Origin of the sequence: Phyllobacterium zundukense, assembly GCF_002764115.1 — a bacterium.
In the GTDB taxonomy this organism is placed as follows: domain Bacteria; phylum Pseudomonadota; class Alphaproteobacteria; order Rhizobiales; family Rhizobiaceae; genus Phyllobacterium; species Phyllobacterium zundukense.
On the sequence record NZ_CP017940.1, the window covers coordinates 584991 to 600778 of the forward strand.

10 protein-coding genes are annotated in these 15788 nt (G+C 56.7%); 6 read left to right on the plus strand and 4 right to left on the minus strand.

Annotation, left to right across the window (positions count from 1 at the left end):
* Positions 1–57 precede the first annotated feature (57 nt).
* Positions 58–831, plus strand: coding sequence for a histidinol-phosphatase (gene hisN, locus BLM14_RS02930; protein WP_099998011.1), 774 nt, complete (start codon positions 58–60; stop codon positions 829–831).
* A 9-nt stretch (positions 832–840) separates the two neighbouring features.
* Here hisN and BLM14_RS02935 read toward each other — a convergent pair whose 3' ends face one another.
* The gene (locus BLM14_RS02935; protein ID WP_099998012.1) at positions 841–1794 is read right to left on the minus strand and encodes an alpha/beta fold hydrolase; all 954 of its coding nucleotides are present in this window, start codon (positions 1792–1794) and stop codon (positions 841–843) included.
* A 207-nt stretch (positions 1795–2001) separates the two neighbouring features.
* The gene (locus BLM14_RS02940; RefSeq protein WP_099998013.1) at positions 2002–2433 is read right to left on the minus strand and encodes a hypothetical protein; all 432 of its coding nucleotides are present in this window, start codon (positions 2431–2433) and stop codon (positions 2002–2004) included.
* A gap of 296 nt (positions 2434–2729) precedes the next feature.
* Between BLM14_RS02940 and BLM14_RS02945 the strand changes: the two genes are divergently transcribed.
* A complete protein-coding gene (locus BLM14_RS02945; RefSeq protein WP_099998014.1) occupies positions 2730–3200 on the plus strand; it encodes an Hsp20 family protein in 471 nt (156 codons plus the stop codon).
* A gap of 51 nt (positions 3201–3251) precedes the next feature.
* On the opposite strand, the gene BLM14_RS02950 is transcribed toward BLM14_RS02945, so the two are convergent.
* Positions 3252–4295 (minus strand): threonine aldolase family protein, encoded by a 1044-nt coding sequence (locus BLM14_RS02950; protein WP_099998015.1) that lies wholly within the window; start codon positions 4293–4295, stop codon positions 3252–3254.
* A gap of 431 nt (positions 4296–4726) precedes the next feature.
* On the opposite strand from BLM14_RS02950, the gene gltB reads away from it, so the two are divergent.
* The 4 genes from gltB to BLM14_RS02970 all read left to right on the plus strand — a co-directional run bounded on the left by gltB (position 4727) and on the right by BLM14_RS02970 (position 14351).
* Positions 4727–9445: a glutamate synthase large subunit gene (gene gltB / locus BLM14_RS02955; protein ID WP_100001000.1), complete on the plus strand. Its 4719-nt coding sequence runs from the start codon at positions 4727–4729 to the stop codon at positions 9443–9445.
* 114 nt (positions 9446–9559) lie between these two features.
* A complete protein-coding gene (locus tag BLM14_RS02960; RefSeq protein WP_099998016.1) occupies positions 9560–11014 on the plus strand; it encodes a glutamate synthase subunit beta in 1455 nt (484 codons plus the stop codon).
* A gap of 361 nt (positions 11015–11375) precedes the next feature.
* Positions 11376–13847, plus strand: coding sequence for a S10 family serine carboxypeptidase-like protein (locus BLM14_RS02965; protein ID WP_099998017.1), 2472 nt, complete (start codon positions 11376–11378; stop codon positions 13845–13847).
* 57 nt (positions 13848–13904) lie between these two features.
* A complete protein-coding gene (locus BLM14_RS02970; RefSeq protein ID WP_099998018.1) occupies positions 13905–14351 on the plus strand; it encodes a hypothetical protein in 447 nt (148 codons plus the stop codon).
* Positions 14352–14362: 11 nt separating this feature from the next.
* Here the strand turns inward: BLM14_RS02970 and BLM14_RS02975 are convergent, their stop codons facing one another.
* Positions 14363–15586 carry an SGNH/GDSL hydrolase family protein gene (locus BLM14_RS02975; RefSeq protein ID WP_237143445.1) on the minus strand — a complete coding sequence of 408 codons (1224 nt, stop codon included), beginning with the start codon at positions 15584–15586 and terminating at the stop codon, positions 14363–14365.
* Positions 15587–15788 lie beyond the last annotated feature (202 nt).

Here is a 15788-nt window from a genome sequence, read left to right on the forward strand (position 1 = left end):
CAAAAAATTAGCCGACGAGGCAGATGAATGAGAATATTTTAATCGCAAGGAGCTATTTTGGTCGTAGAACTTTCGTTTTTGAAGCAGATTGCCGGCGTTGCAGCTGAACAAACACTGTCGCGTTTTCGCAATATTTCGCTGATCGACAACAAGTATCAGACCGGTTTTGATCCGGTGACCGAGGCCGACAGGGAGGCGGAAAAGGCGATTCGCAGACTGATCAATGCGGCCTTTCCCGATCATGGCATTCTTGGCGAGGAGTTCGGCGGAGAAAACCTGGATCACTCGCATGTCTGGATCATCGATCCCATCGACGGCACCAGGGCTTTCATATCCGGCATCCCGGTCTGGGGTACGCTGGCTGGTCTGACAATTGATGGCGACGCCGTAGCGGGGCTCATGGCGCAGCCATTTACCAATGAGCTTTTCATGTGTGATGGTGAAGCTTCCTGGTATGAAGGGCCTGGCGGTACGCGCCGCCTCGAAACACGCAAGACGCACGAGCTTTCTGAAGCGACCCTGTTTACGACTACGCCGGCGCTGTTCAAAGATGAAAAGCGCGCCGCCTATGACCGGGTCGAACAAAGTGTCCGGCTCGCGCGCTATGGCACGGATTGTTACGCCTACGCCATGCTGGCAGCCGGGTTTGTCGATCTGGTTATCGAAACGGGGCTCCACCCTTATGACATCGTCGCGCTCGTTCCGATTATTGAAAAGGCCGGCGGGGTGATCACAACATGGGATGACGGGCCGGCGGAAAAGGCGGGCAGTATCATCGCAGCGGCCACGCCAGAGCTGCATGCGCGAGCGCTGGAGTTGCTCAACCGCTGACTTGAAATGCTAGAGCGATTCGCCTCCGGTGCCTGGAATGAAGGCGTCGAAGGTTGCAAAGAACTGCTCGCGGTAGAAATCCTTTTCCTGGAGGATTTCATGCTTGGCACCATCGACTGTCAGCAATGTCGTGTTCCGCAATTGCAGTGCATAGCGTTCGATCGCGGGCGTCGATACCACGCTGTCAGCGCCGGCGGCGATGATCAGCATCGGAATCCGGATCTTTTCAATGAATTCCGGGCGGTTGACCTCCTTGATGGCCTTGGCTGCGGCCACGATCCAGCTTGCCGTCGGTCCACCGATGGCGAGCTCTGGCGCCTGTTTGAGGATTTCGCAGTTGCGCAGATAGCGCGCGGCATCCGAAGTCACTTCGTTGACGGCAAAGGGCTTTATCTCGTGCGGCCCCCCCAGCATATAGGTTCCGCCCAGTCCGGTTGACCGCAATGTGGTGGCTGCGATGCTGGCTACCATTTTCCTCGCACGGCTGCCGTTAATATCGAGCAGCGGCGCGAGCAGCACCATCCGGCGGACGCGGTTGGAGAGGACCGGCGCTGCCAGCAGCGCGGTCAATGCGCCGGCTGAGTGCGCCAGAATGTAATAGGGACCACGACAATCTGGCAGGAGAACTGATTCGAACAGCTGTTCGAGATCCGCCGCATAGTCGTCAAAACTTTTCACGAAGCCCTTGGCGGGATCCCGCAAGAGGCGGCTGGATGCGCCTTGGCCGCGCCAATCAAATGTCGCCACCGTAAAGCCGCGGGCAGCAATATCACGAGCCGTTTCGAAGTATTTTTCGATGCACTCATTGCGGCCATGCAGGATGAGAACCGTTCCCTGGACAGGATGAGTGCTTGCTGGCGTAATCGCATAGCGCAGCTCTTTACCGTCCGAAAGATTGAGAGAATCAACGCGTGTGCCATGCGGAACGGGATTGGACGCGGTATCGACAAGCGGGCGGATCATTTGGGCTGGTCAGTCCTCGTGCTTGCTTCAGTGCATTGTCGCCATCTTCTGATAAAATGCACCGGTGCAAAGGTCAAACCAGTATTAGAGCGCAAACCGTTCTAAGATAAAGAATGACCGGAAACTCTGTCGGGAGCTTCCGGTCAGTACGTTCCGGGTGGAAGGGACGTTACACCCGCAACGATTTCGGCTTTTTTAACTCAGTACTCAGTAAGCCGGGTTTATTTCGATGCTGAAACCACTACCCTGACGTCGATCGCCATAACGATCGCCACCCATGCGGCGGGTTTCGAGAATTTCGCCGCCACGGGAGACAACGACAAGAACCGGTGCGCCGCGGCGTGCGGCCCTTACGAAGTAGCGGCCACGTTCGAAATTGACATCACGGACGCGATATCCGCGGCGTTCAAGCATGCGGGCGACGTCGCGGGGACCGAACCGATTGCGGCGGTCATAGCGCCTGTCATCGCGGTAGCCGTCATAACGGCGATCCTGAACCAGATAACCATCAGCATCGCCACGATTGTCGAGATAAACAGGCGATTCGTCCCGGTAGTAGCGGCCGTCAGCCATTGCCGAAGCAGCGAAGCCGGTGACGAGAAGCGCCGTGGCGGTAAGTGCAAGAATGGTTTTCTTCATTATCTTTATCCTCTGTGATGTCGGATCGTTTCCAACCTTGAGTGCAGTTATAAATGCATCGAGGTGAACGTATTCCGAAGATGGTGTTCATTTTGCGTTCATCGACAGGGCTGCGACACCCTGGTCCACACAAAAGTTTCCGCCGTCAAAAAACCCTTGAAAACGGTGCTGGGCCTAACCAAATACCTCTTGTGGCCGCCATATCGGGGTCGCTGGTTCACCGAGACTTGCCAGTACGGGAGTCTGTTCAGGAACCAAAACACGCAAACATTGTCGCTCTGAAGGAGGGCTTAACCATGCGTCACGTTGATTTTTCCCCACTCTACCGTTCAACCGTCGGCTTTGACCGGCTTTTCACGATTCTCGATAGTCTGGCTCAGCCAGAAGGTGCACAGACCTATCCGCCCTACAATATCGAACGGACTGGTGAGAGCACCTATCGTATCACCATGGCCGTCGCCGGGTTCTCGGAGGATGAAATCCAGATCGAAGCCCATCGCAACCAGCTCAAGGTGACTGGCGAGAAGGGTACCGAGAAGTCCGATGAAAATGCCGAAACGCTTTACCGAGGGATTGCTTCGCGTGCCTTCGAGCGCCGTTTCCATCTCGCCGATTTCGTTGAAGTCAGTGGTGCGAGCCTGAAAAACGGCCTGCTGCACATCGATCTGAAACGCGAAATTCCGGAAGAGATGAAGCCGCGCAAGATTGCTGTGACGTCCTTGTCGGACAATGAAGCCAAGCAGATCGAAGCGAAAGCTGCGAAATAAACCATTGGTCGTACGAGTGTAAGAAAGCGGCGCGAAAGCGCCGCTTTTTTTTTATGCGATCAGGTCGCCAAAGCGATCGATTTCTTCCGGCGATGTGGCGAAACTGGTGACCAGCCGGACAAGCGTTTCATTTTCACCGATAAGATGTCTTTCGGAATGTGGCGGGTTCTGGTCATAGAAGAGTGCCCCACTCTCGCGCAATCGTGCCGCAGTCGGTTTGTCCATGATGGCAAAGACCTCGTTGCCGCGTGGCTCCCAGCCGAGCCGAACTTTGCTAGATGCAACGATATGTCCGGCGAGACGCTTTGCCATGGCGTTGGAATGCCGTGCCAGATCGAGCCAGAGGTCACCCGCGAAATAGGCTTCGAATTGGGCGGCGATGAAGCGTGACTTTGAAAAGAGCTGCGCTGCCCGCTGACGAATGAAGGGAAAGGACGCGGCCCGTGCCGGGTCCATGAACACCAGGGCTTCGGCACACCAGCAGCCATTCTTCGTGCCACCGAAGGAAAGGATGTCGACGCCCTGCCGCCAAGTCATATCCGCTGGAGAGCACCCAAGCGAGACCAGTGCATTGGCGAAGCGCGCGCCATCCATGTGCAGCGGCAATCCATTTTCACGGCACACGGCGGAGACGGCTGCGATGTCGCTGAGCTCATAGAGCGTACCGCTCTCGGTCAACTGGGTGATGGAAACCGCCATTGGCTGGCCGGCGCGGACATTGTTGTATCCAGCGATTGCTTTTCTCAGATTGTCGATTTCGATGCATCCCAGCGATCCATCGACTGGGTGCAGCCTTGCACCACCAGTCAGATATTCGGGCGCTCCGCCTTCGTCCGCGATCGTGTGTGCTTCGCGATGGGCGAAGGTGACACCGCCCGGCTTCGCGACGCTGGCCTGCGCCAGCGAATTGGCAGCCGTCCCGGTGGCGACGAAAAAAACCGCAACCTCCCGCTCGAAAATCTCATTGAACGTCTGCTCGATCACTTTATCCAGGGCACCCGTGCCATAGGCGCTTGCGAATCCGCCTGCGTGTTTATGCAAACCTTCGGCAATTTTCGGATGGGCTCCGGCCCAATTATCGGAAGCAAAATGCATCAATGACCTCGGATTTCGAACTGACGCGGACAGGCATACGCCTTTCGCCACCACGTGAAAAGGGAGAGACAAATCCTGTCCACGTGGAACCATCTGTTTTTCCTTCGATTTTTAGCGGAAACCTCCTGTTTCGAAACTAACGGGATACTTTTGGCGCGTTTTGCGCAATGATATTTCGCCGAATGCTGATATTTTTTGCTTTTCCATCTTGTTTGTTTGGAATAATTCTGGCATACGACAATAAGACAGCATTGCTGTCCTATTTGCGCGAACTGAAAACGAGGATGGTAAGCAAGCCTGCTTCCGTCCTCATAATGGTGACCGCAGCCTGCAATCGGAAGATATGCCGCACCAAAGCGGGACTGGAATTATGCTATTCCGTCCCATGAAATAGTGACCGCCCGCGAAGGGCTCAAATGGAGGAATTGACGATGTCGGATTTGACGCCATCTGTAACGACTGAACTCGCTCAGGCCGTACAGACTCGTGCGGTCAAAACCAATAAATCGTCTGGCATTCCAACCCGACAAGGCCTGTATGACCCGCGCAATGAGCATGATGCCTGTGGTGTCGGTTTCGTTGCGCACATGAAGGGCGTCAAGTCGCACAAGATCATCGAAGACGGGCTGTTCATGCTCGAGAACCTGACGCATCGCGGTGCGGTTGGCGCTGATCCGCTGATGGGCGATGGCGCGGGCATGCTCGTGCAGATTCCCGATGCGTTTTTTCGCGCCGAATGGGCCGAAAAGGGCGTCGAACTTCCAGCCATCAACCATTATGCCGTCGGCTACCTGTTCATGCCGCAGGATGCGGATGAGCGGGCTCACATCGAAGCGGTTATTTCGGAAGTTATCGCTTCCGAAGGACAGTCGCTGATCGGTTTCCGCGATGTCCCAGTCGACAATTCATCCTTGTCAAAGGCACCCCATATCGCTGCGACGGAGCCGGTTCACCGGCAAGTCTTCATCGCGCGCAACCCCAACATCGAAACCAATGAGGATTTCGAAGGCAGGCTCTTTGTCCTGCGCAAGGTGATTTCAAACCGCATCTATCAGGAGAATGGCGGCAAGGAGAGCGATTTCTACGTCGTTTCCATGTCTTCGCGGACGATCGTCTACAAGGGTATGTTCCTGGCCTATCAGGTCGGTGCCTATTACAAGGACCTGAAGGATCCGCGCTTCGAAAGTGCGGTCGCGCTCGTGCATCAGCGGTTCTCGACCAACACTTTCCCGTCGTGGAAGCTGGCGCATCCCTACCGCATGGTCGCGCATAACGGCGAAATCAACACGCTGCGCGGCAATGTCAACTGGATGGCGGCGCGCCAGGCTTCGGTCGACAGCGAATATTTCGGCAATGACATCTCCAAGCTCTGGCCCATCTCCTATGAAGGCCAGTCTGATACGGCCTGTTTCGACAACGCTCTCGAATTCCTGTTCCAGGGTGGGTACTCGCTTGCCCATTCGATGATGATGCTGATCCCCGAAGCATGGTCGGGCAACAAGTTGATGGCCGATGACTGCAAGGCGTTCTACGAATACCATGCGGCACTGATGGAGCCATGGGATGGGCCAGCTGCGGTTGCCTTTACCGATGGCCGTCAGATCGGTGCAACGCTTGACCGCAATGGCCTGCGCCCGGCGCGTTATATCGTCACCGACGATGATTTCGTCATCATGGCATCGGAAGCCGGCGTGCTGCCCGTACCCGAAGAGAAAATCGTCAAGAAGTGGCGGCTCCAGCCGGGCCGCATGCTGTTGATCGACATGGAAAAGGGCGAGATTGTTTCGGATGACACGATCAAGTCCGAGATTGCCAACCGTCACCCCTACAAGCAGTGGCTGAAGAACACGCAGCTCATCCTGGAAGAGTTGAACCCGGTGGAGCCTCGTGCGCTGCGCAAGGATGTGAGCCTTCTCGACCGCCAGCAGGCCTTTGGTTACACGCAGGAGGACACGCGCCTCCTGATGTCGCCAATGGCAACGACGGGCCAGGAAGCCATCGGCTCGATGGGCACCGATACACCGATTTCGGCCATGTCGGACAAGTCGAAACTGCTCTACACCTATTTCAAGCAGAACTTCGCACAGGTCACCAACCCGCCGATTGATCCGATCCGCGAAGAGCTGGTGATGAGCCTTGTGTCGTTCATCGGTCCGCGCCCGAACATCTTCGATCTGGTCGGATCATCTCGCCGCAAGCGGCTTGAAGTGCGCCAGCCGATCCTGACCAATGGCGATCTGGAAAAGATCCGCTCCATTGGTCACACGGAAGACCGGTTCGACACCAAGACGCTGGATACAGCCTATAATGTAGACGAAGGTGCTGCCGGTCTGGCCGGTGCGGTCGAACGCTTGTGCGACCGTGCGGAAGCGGCGGTGCATGGCGGCTATAACATCATCATCCTTTCCGACCGCCAGGTTGGACCGGACCGGATTCCGATCCCCGCACTTCTCGCGGTTGCCGCAGTTCATCATCATCTGATCCGCAAGGGTCTGCGCACCTCGGTCGGACTTGTGGTCGAATCGGGCGAGCCACGCGAAGTGCATCATTTCTGCTGTCTCGCAGGTTACGGTGCGGAAGCCATCAATCCCTATCTCGCCTTCGATACGCTGCTCGACATGCACAAGCGTGGCGAATTCCCACCGGAGGTCGACTCGAAAGAAGTCGTGTCGCGCTACATCAAGTCGATCGGCAAGGGTATCCTGAAGGTCATGTCCAAGATGGGCATCTCCACCTATCAGTCCTATTGCGGTGCGCAGATTTTCGACGCTGTGGGCCTCAAGTCGGAATTCGTTGACCGGTTCTTCTTCGGCACGGCCACGACTATCGAAGGTGTTGGGCTCAATGAAGTCGCTGAAGAAACGGTTCGCCGCCATCGCGATGCCTTCGGCAACGATCCGGTCCTGCTGAGCACGCTGGAAGTCGGTGGTGAATATGCCTACCGCATGCGCGGCGAGGCGCATCTCTGGTCGCCGGATGCGGTTGCGAAGCTGCAGCATGCCGTGCGGACGGACTCGCCGAGCACGTTCAAGGAATATTCCGACATGGTCAACAGCCAGTCGGCGCAGGCACAGACTATCCGTGGCCTGTTCAAGATCAGAACTGCGTCCGATACCGGTCGCAAGCCTGTTCCGATCGACCAGGTCGAGCCTGCCAAGGATATCGTCAAGCGGTTCTCGACGGGCGCCATGTCTTTCGGCTCGATCAGCCGCGAGGCGCATACGACGCTGGCCATTGCTATGAACCGGATTGGCGGCAAGTCGAACACCGGTGAAGGTGGCGAGGAGCCTGATCGCTTCTATCCGCTGCCCGATGGCAAGCCGAACCCCGAGCGGTCGGCGATCAAGCAGGTGGCGTCCGGCCGTTTCGGCGTGACGACGGAATATCTCGTCAACTCGGACATGATGCAGATCAAAGTGGCGCAGGGTGCCAAGCCCGGCGAAGGCGGTCAGTTGCCCGGTCACAAGGTCGATGCGACGGTCGCCAAGACCCGGCATTCGACGCCCGGTGTCGGCCTCATCTCGCCACCGCCGCACCATGATATCTATTCCATCGAGGATCTGGCGCAGCTCATCTACGACCTGAAGAACGTCAATCCAGAAGCCGATGTCTCGGTCAAGCTGGTCTCGGAAGTTGGCGTCGGCACAGTTGCCGCCGGCGTTGCCAAGGCGCGTGCCGATCACATCACCATTTCCGGCTATGATGGCGGAACGGGCGCATCGCCGCTCACGTCGCTGAAGCATGCGGGCAGCCCGTGGGAGATGGGTCTGGCGGAAACGCAGCAGACGTTGGTGCTTAATGGCCTTCGCTCGCGCATTGCACTGCAGGTTGATGGCGGCCTGCGGACAGGCCGCGATGTCATCATAGGCGCGTTGCTTGGGGCTGACGAGTTCGGCTTCTCCACCGCGCCGTTGATCGCCGCAGGTTGCATCATGATGCGCAAGTGCCACCTCAACACCTGCCCGGTCGGCGTCGCGACACAGGATCCCGTCCTGCGCAAGCGTTTCAAGGGCACGCCGGAGCATGTCATCAACTTCTTCTTCTATATGGCGGAAGAGGTGCGGCAGTTCCTGGCGGAAATGGGTTACACGAAGCTCGAAGAGATCGTCGGCAAGGCGGAACTGCTCGAGAAGCGTCAGATGATCGACCACTGGAAGGCCAAGGGTCTCGATTTCACCCGCATCTTCCACAAGCCTGAGGCGCCGGAGGAAAAGACCCGCTGGACCGAACGGCAGAACCATCCGATCGTCGATATTCTCGACCGCAAGCTGATCGAGCAGGCGAAGGCTGCGCTCGAAAGCAAGATTCCGGTCAAGATCGAGATGAACATCAAGAACGTCGACCGATCGGCTGGTGCGATGCTTTCGGGCGAGATCGCCAAGCGTTACAGGCACAAGGGCCTCAAGGAGGATACGATCTCGGTCAAGTTCACTGGAACCGCGGGCCAATCCTTCGGGGCGTTCCTGGCGCGGGGCATTTCGTTCGAATTGATCGGCGACGGCAACGACTATGTCGGCAAGGGCCTTTGTGGCGGTCGTATCGTCATCCGTCCTCCGGAGAACACCAAAATTGTGCCGGAAGAATCCATCATTGTCGGCAACACCGTGCTTTACGGTGCGATCGAGGGTGAAGCCTATTTCCGCGGCGTGGCCGGTGAACGTTTCGCCGTACGCAACTCGGGTGCCATTGCTGTTGTCGAAGGTACAGGCGATCACGGCTGCGAATACATGACCGGTGGCGTTGTCGTCGTTATCGGCCAGACCGGCCGCAACTTCGCGGCAGGCATGTCCGGGGGTGTCGCCTATGTGCTTGATGAGGCTGGTGATTTCGCCCAGCGCTGCAACATGGCCATGGTCGAGCTTGAGCCCGTTCCGGAAGAGGACGATATCCTTGAGAAGTTGCACCATCACGGTGGTGACCTCATGCACAAGGGACGCGTCGATGTTTCGGCCAATATGACCCGTCACGATGAAGAGCGGCTTGTGCAGCTCATTTCGAACCATATGCATTACACGGGTTCAGGCCGGGCGAAGGAAATTCTCGACAATTGGGAAACCTTCCGGCCGAAATTCGTGAAAGTCATGCCGGTCGAATATCGCCGCGCGCTCGAGGATATGGAGCGCATGCGGATGGGTGTCGCAGCCGAATAAGGTCAACGTGCTCCATGCTTCGAGCGTCGTCATGATGCTCGGCATGGGGTCCAATGCTGCCCAAAACCCCGAGCGGGAATGGGTGGTCCTCCGAGAGGCGAGGGGAGCAGTTTTATGGGTAAGGTTACGGGTTTTCTAGAAATCGACCGGCAGGTCGGCAAGTATCAGCCGGCTTCGGATCGCATCCGGCACTTCCGGGAATTCACCATTCCCATGTCCGATAGCGAGGTAAAGAAGCAGGCGGCGCGCTGCATGGATTGCGGGATTCCGTTCTGCCACGGGCCGACGGGATGCCCGATCCACAACCAGATTCCGGACTGGAATGATCTCGTTTACAATGACAACTGGGACGAGGCGATCCGCAACCTGCATTCCACCAACAATTTCCCGGAGTTTACGGGGAGAATTTGCCCGGCACCCTGCGAGGAAGCCTGCACCCTGAATCTTGAAGACGTGCCGGTTTCCATCAAGACGGTGGAACAGGCGATCGCCGACAAGGCCTATGAAAAGGGTTTCATCATTCCGCAGCCTGCCGCATCCAAGACCGGCAAGAATGTTGCGGTCATCGGTTCCGGACCCGCAGGTCTCGCCGCAGCACAGCAACTGGGCCGTGCAGGGCACGAAGTCCACGTATACGAACGCGAGAGTCGTCCCGGCGGATTGCTGCGCTATGGTATCCCCGATTTCAAGATGGAGAAGCACTTCATCGACCGCCGCGTTGCCCAGATGGAAGGCGAAGGCGTAACGTTCTTCTGCGGGGTCAATGTCGGAATTGACAAGCCAGTTCAAGAGCTTATCGATAGCTACGACGCCGTGCTCTATTGCGGCGGCGCGGAAACGCCGCGTCCGGCTGGCATCCCCGGCGCCGAACTCGAGGGCGTGCATGATGCGATGCATTACCTGGTGCAGCAGAACCGCCGTATCGGTCGCGAGAACATCGACTCCGTCGCTTGGCCGAGCGATCCGATCGTCGCCTCTGGAAAGCACATCGTGGTTGTGGGCGGTGGCGATACTGCATCCGACTGCGTCGGTACGGCGTTCCGCCAGGGCGCGGTCAAGGTCACTCAGCTGGATATCCGCCCACAGCCGCCGGAGAAGGAAGACAAGCTGAGCGTATGGCCTTACTGGGCCACGAAGATGCGCACGTCTTCCTCCCAGGCAGAAGGCGCCGACCGAGAATTCCAGGTGGCAACGCTTGAATTCATTGGCGAAAACGGCACGCTCACCCACGTGAAGTGCTGCGAAGTCGATGAGGCGCGCAGGCCGATCGCCGGCACGGAATTCTTCATCAAGGCGGATCTCGCTTTCATTGCCATCGGTTTCTCGGGGCCGTTCGAGAACAATATCGTCAAGGAACTTTCCGGTTCGCTCGATATGCGGGCCGACCGCCGTGGCAACCGTTCGGTTGCAGCCGATGACAAGACTTACCGCACCAGTGTCGACAAGTTCTATACGGCAGGCGACGTCCGGCGCGGACAGTCCCTGGTGGTATGGGCGATCCGCGAGGGCCGGCAGGCGGCGCATTCGATCGACGCGGCATTGATGGGAACTTCCGTTCTGCCAAGATAAGTTTTCAACCCGGCGCACCCAAAACGCCCGCGCCGGTTGAGAATCTCATACGAGAATCGCCGATTCTCGTATGGTTTTCGGGTGTTTTTTCTGGAATCTGACGATTCCGTCCAAAAAGCGTTCACACACTCGGATTTTATATTGCGAAATGATTGTCGCTTCGCAGCGGCATCTTTGCGAAGATCATCGACTTGCACCTCCACACCCTGCAACCAATGCGGGTGCGGAGGTGCGGAATTTGCCTAAAAAACAATCTTCAGTCTTTCGGGATAAAATAATAGGCAATTTGCTACTTTCGGCTAATTGACCTTGCCGCTCACAATTGCGCATAGGACGTCCTTTGCGAATTTTGAGAGCACTAATGATTTTCAGACTTTTGTTGTTAGTGGCCCTTTTGGGCCTCTCGGCCTGCAACGGCTCGGATAGCAAATCACCTCAGACCGATGCGGATACATCGGACAGCACTTTCGCCGATTTGGCCACGGCAAAAGGCGAGCTTGTCAAGGTCAACGCCGCGGTTTCGGCCGCTGAGCAGAAGCGGGTTCAGCTCGAGGCCGAACGGGTGGCCGCGCAAAAGGCGCTGGACGATCTGAAGGCCGCACGGGCAAGCGAAATCGCCGCCGCGCAAAAGGCTTTGGGGGATCTTGCTGTCGAGCTTGAGATCAAGACTGCGGATCTGTTAACGGCGCAGCAGAAGCTTGACGATCTGACGCGAAAGGATTCGGCCAATCCGGGTTCGATCAAGGAGGCGGAGGCGAAACTCAAAAAAGCCGAGGACGATCTTGCCATTCTCAATGGGGACGCAAACAAGCCCGGTTCGATCGCAGAGGCGCGGAAAATACTGGATGATCTCACCCGTACCGACAAGGACAATCCGGGCGAGATCGCAGTAGCGCAGAAACTGCTCGCAGACATCAATGCGAAGATCGCCGCCCTCGGCAAGGCGTCGAAACTGGTGGTGGACGGCAAGCCGCTAGACGCCGCCAATCTGCTCAAGGATGCGGGGCTCACCCAGGAAGCAATCGATCTGCTGAAGAACGCCGCTCTCTTCAAGGAAGCGGCCGTCATGCTTACGGCGGATGGAAAGCTGCAAGAGGGCGTCAAATTGCTCATGGATACCGGCCTGCACAAGGAAGCAGCGGATATGCTGGCCAAAGCAGGCAAGCCCAAGGAAGGGGCGGAGCTGTTGAAAACCGCTGGCCTCAAGCAGGAAGCGGCGGACATGCTCAAGTCTGCGGGGCTGGACGAAGACGCCTATAAGCTCTTTGCGCCTGAAGATTACAAACTTGACGACAAAACGAAATACAATGCGGCTGATATCGGGCAACTTCCCAAGGCCGTCGATGAAGCACCGGCGGTCAAGCGCCACAAGATGACATTTGCCGATTCGAGCAAGACGCCCTTCTGGTATACGGCAAGTGCCGGCCATCTCACCGCCTATGACAACAATTTGACCATGAAGGGCGCGAAGGCTTCCATTTTCTACACGGCCTATACGCGGGACGATTTGCCAAAGGAAAACCGGCCGGTAACGTTTTTCTTCAATGGCGGGCCGGGAGAAGCATCGATCTGGCTGCATATGGGCGGCTTTGCTCCCAAATATGTACAGACAAATGAGCCCATCGTGCCTGCTGGTGCAGAGACCAAAACGCCAAGGTACAAGTTGCTCGACGATGAAGAGACATTGCTGGACAAGTCGGATCTGGTTTTCGTTGATCCGGTGGGCACCGGCTACTCGCAAGCCATAAAGCCTCATACGAACAAGAGTTTTTGGGGGACGGACGTGGATTCAAAAATCCTGCGCGATTTCATTGTGCGCTATACCAATGTAAACAATCGCCAGAGTTCGCCGAAATATCTCTATGGCGAGTCCTATGGCGGCTTCAGGGCACCGATCGTCGCTAAATTACTGACAGATGCCGGGACGAGTGTTTACGAGGCCGATACGTCCGGCAGGAAAACCGTTGTGCTTACGGGTTTTGTCCTGCATTCGCCAATTTTGGATTACAGGACAAATTGTAGTGCCAGCACGGCCGGTTATTGTGCGGGACTATTGCCAACCTATGCGATGACGGCGGATTTTTTTCGTCCTGTCAACAAACGCCAAACACTCCCTATTGCGGACTATGCCCAGAGCTTGCGAAACTTTGTCAGGGATACGCACAAGCCGAATGTCGATACATATCTAAGATCATCGAAAGACTGGACGGCCTACAAAGCCACAGCGCCTGGGCTGGCATATTTGAGCAGTCTTCAAACCTATGCGGATGTCCCCGTAACAAAATGGGCAAATAATCCCAATATGAAGCCCGACGACATCATGGGTGTGTTGAAGCCCGGTTATACATATAACGTCTACGATGCTCGTATGACCATTTCGAACCGTTCATTCATATCACCTACAACAGGGGAGCCACCCTATCACTTCAGCTATATTGAAGATGATGGGATAAAGGAGCTGTTCAAGGATTTCCGGCCCGATTTCCTCAATTATTCCAACACTTCCTACTATACGGCATCCGCCTCGGTAACCAGTGTGGGATGGGTAGGCTCTTGGGATTGGGGCGCTGGCAGGGACGGCAACCCCTCGAAAGTGCAAACACACGCCCTGGATGATTTGACCCGGGCCTTGACCAACAATCCAGAGCTCAAAGTGCTTTCGGTGCATGGATATTACGACACTGTCACGCCATTTTATCAGACCGAACTTGATCTGGCAGGGATAGATCTGTCAGAGCGCATTCAGGTGAAATCCTTTGAGGCGGGGCACATGATCTATTATTCAAATGCAGCACGAGCTCCCCTGCGGGACGAGTTGGTCAAAGTTCTATGATGCGCCGCCCTATTCGCCGCCTGCGACGTCCCCTATGGTTGTGAACTAGGATAAACCATGAAACATTCTCACCAATTGCTGGTCATGTTCGCTTTCGTGGTCGCCTTGACAGGTGCGGCATTTGACCTTGCAGACGCCATGCCGCGTTCTCCCACTCTACATCAGCAGATTATCGTGAAAGCCAAAGATCGTATGGGCTTTCCCCCACCGGATCCTGCCGGAACGGTGAGCACGCCTCTGACGCGTGAATCCGTGCAGGCGGAAATGGATGCCGAACTCAAAGCCAAGTTTGATGAGGCCACCAAACATTCAAACCAGATGCTCACAGAAAAAGGGGCAGTCGATGCCGGCTGGGGCTTCCTCGCCGATCATTTTGCCGAAATCGATAGGGATCGCGATGGCTATCTGCGATTTGAAGAAGTATCGGTTTTTATGGATGCACGTTCGCCCTTGCAGAAGGCCACAGCAAAAAGCGGCGGGAAGCCGGTTCAAATCGTTGAGTGAAACGCGGCTTTTCAGGGCCGCGATTGCTTTGGCCAGGAGTAATCGTTGACACGGCCGGGCTGGCTGTCCGGCGCAATCCCGTCGATGACGAGCCGGTCCCGTGCAGATTTGTCCGCGACGGGCGAAGGCCGGGGCGCGGCGCCGAGAAGGTCGGTACCACCGTCCAGCTCAGGATCGTTGAGGCTGATCGGCGCCAGCCGGTCGACCTTCACCGGGGCCTGCGGTGTGTCGGGCAGGGCCTGCACGGGCGCACCGGGCTTGATTGCAGCAATGTCCGGCGAAGTTGCATTGCCGAGCATCTGGCGCAGCGGCTTTTCGACATAGAAGGCGAGCTTGCGCTTGCCGGCGAGGGTCAGGCCTATGCCATCATTGTTGCGCAGTCGCGCCGTCTGGCCGGAAATGTCAAATCCCGACAAGGTGAAATTGCCGCTCTGGTCGACAAAGCCGTCCCAGACATCGACAAACTTGCCGTCCGCCTTTTCCGCCGCGTTGCGATAGAACTCGTTGAAGGCCAGCACGTCGTTGGTGATGCTTTTCGGCTTGAAGGCCGGTTGACCCACCCAAACCACCGGATGGCCGGTCTTTTTGACCGCCTCCAGAAAGGCATTGATGCGCGTCTGATATTCCTTGGTCCATTCGTCGCTCAGCAATGTCTGGCCGCCGGAAAACTGCTGGCGGTCATTGGCGCCGATCATGATCACGACGATTTCCGGTTTTTCCGTCTCGATCATACTGCCGATCGATGCCGGCCAGTCGTGGTGATCATTGCGCACAAAGCCAGAGGAACCATCAGCCTTGTCGACGATACGCACACCTGGCGAATCGATGAACGCGGCATCGAGGCCTTCCGCCAGATTGCCAGCCATGAAGTCGCCGACAACGAGGACGGTCTTTGCATCGGGCAATTTGACCGGAATGGCGGGTTGTTGAGCAATTGCCGCGGATTCCGGCGAAGTCCTGCTCGGAACAGCAGGACGGGGACGGCTTGCCCGCTTTATGGACCGGTTCTTGGCGGGCGGGCGGACTCGTCGTCTGCCATCGTCAATGAGCCTGTCCGTCGGTTCGCGATAGACCTCGCGCGGCCCGAACAGCATATCGAGGATCGTTCGTGCCGAGGCGGTTTCGACAAAGACAATGCTGCCTGCAAGGCCAAGAGCCAAGGATAGGAGTAGGGGCGAGAAAGGCGAGGAGTGTCTGCCCATATATTCCGCGCGATAGAATCGATTGCAATCCATGCGTTTGTCCTGTGACCCCGATTTGCGCCGACAACGGAAGCATATCTCCCCCCTTGTGGGGGAGAAAGGATTTACTTGGATTTAGCCTCTTTGCTAAATCCTTAGAAAATCCAAGAGAGGGGATTTACAAATCATCAATATCCCCTCTCTTGCGATTTCTAGCACTTAGCAAGGATGCTGAAATCGCTTTCTCTCCCGCAAG

Coding starts and splice junctions, on each gene's coding strand:
- BLM14_RS02960 (WP_099998016.1), top strand. CDS start 9,560: ATGGGTAAGGTTACGGGTTTTCTAGAAATCGACCGGCAGGTCGGCAAG.
- BLM14_RS02940 (WP_099998013.1), bottom strand. CDS start 2,433: ATGAAGAAAACCATTCTTGCACTTACCGCCACGGCGCTTCTCGTCACC.
- gltB (WP_100001000.1), top strand. CDS start 4,727: ATGTCGGATTTGACGCCATCTGTAACGACTGAACTCGCTCAGGCCGTA.
- BLM14_RS02950 (WP_099998015.1), bottom strand. CDS start 4,295: ATGCATTTTGCTTCCGATAATTGGGCCGGAGCCCATCCGAAAATTGCC.
- BLM14_RS02970 (WP_099998018.1), top strand. CDS start 13,905: ATGAAACATTCTCACCAATTGCTGGTCATGTTCGCTTTCGTGGTCGCC.
- BLM14_RS02945 (WP_099998014.1), top strand. CDS start 2,730: ATGCGTCACGTTGATTTTTCCCCACTCTACCGTTCAACCGTCGGCTTT.
- BLM14_RS02975 (WP_237143445.1), bottom strand. CDS start 15,586: ATGGATTGCAATCGATTCTATCGCGCGGAATATATGGGCAGACACTCC.
- BLM14_RS02965 (WP_099998017.1), top strand. CDS start 11,376: ATGATTTTCAGACTTTTGTTGTTAGTGGCCCTTTTGGGCCTCTCGGCC.
- BLM14_RS02935 (WP_099998012.1), bottom strand. CDS start 1,794: ATGATCCGCCCGCTTGTCGATACCGCGTCCAATCCCGTTCCGCATGGC.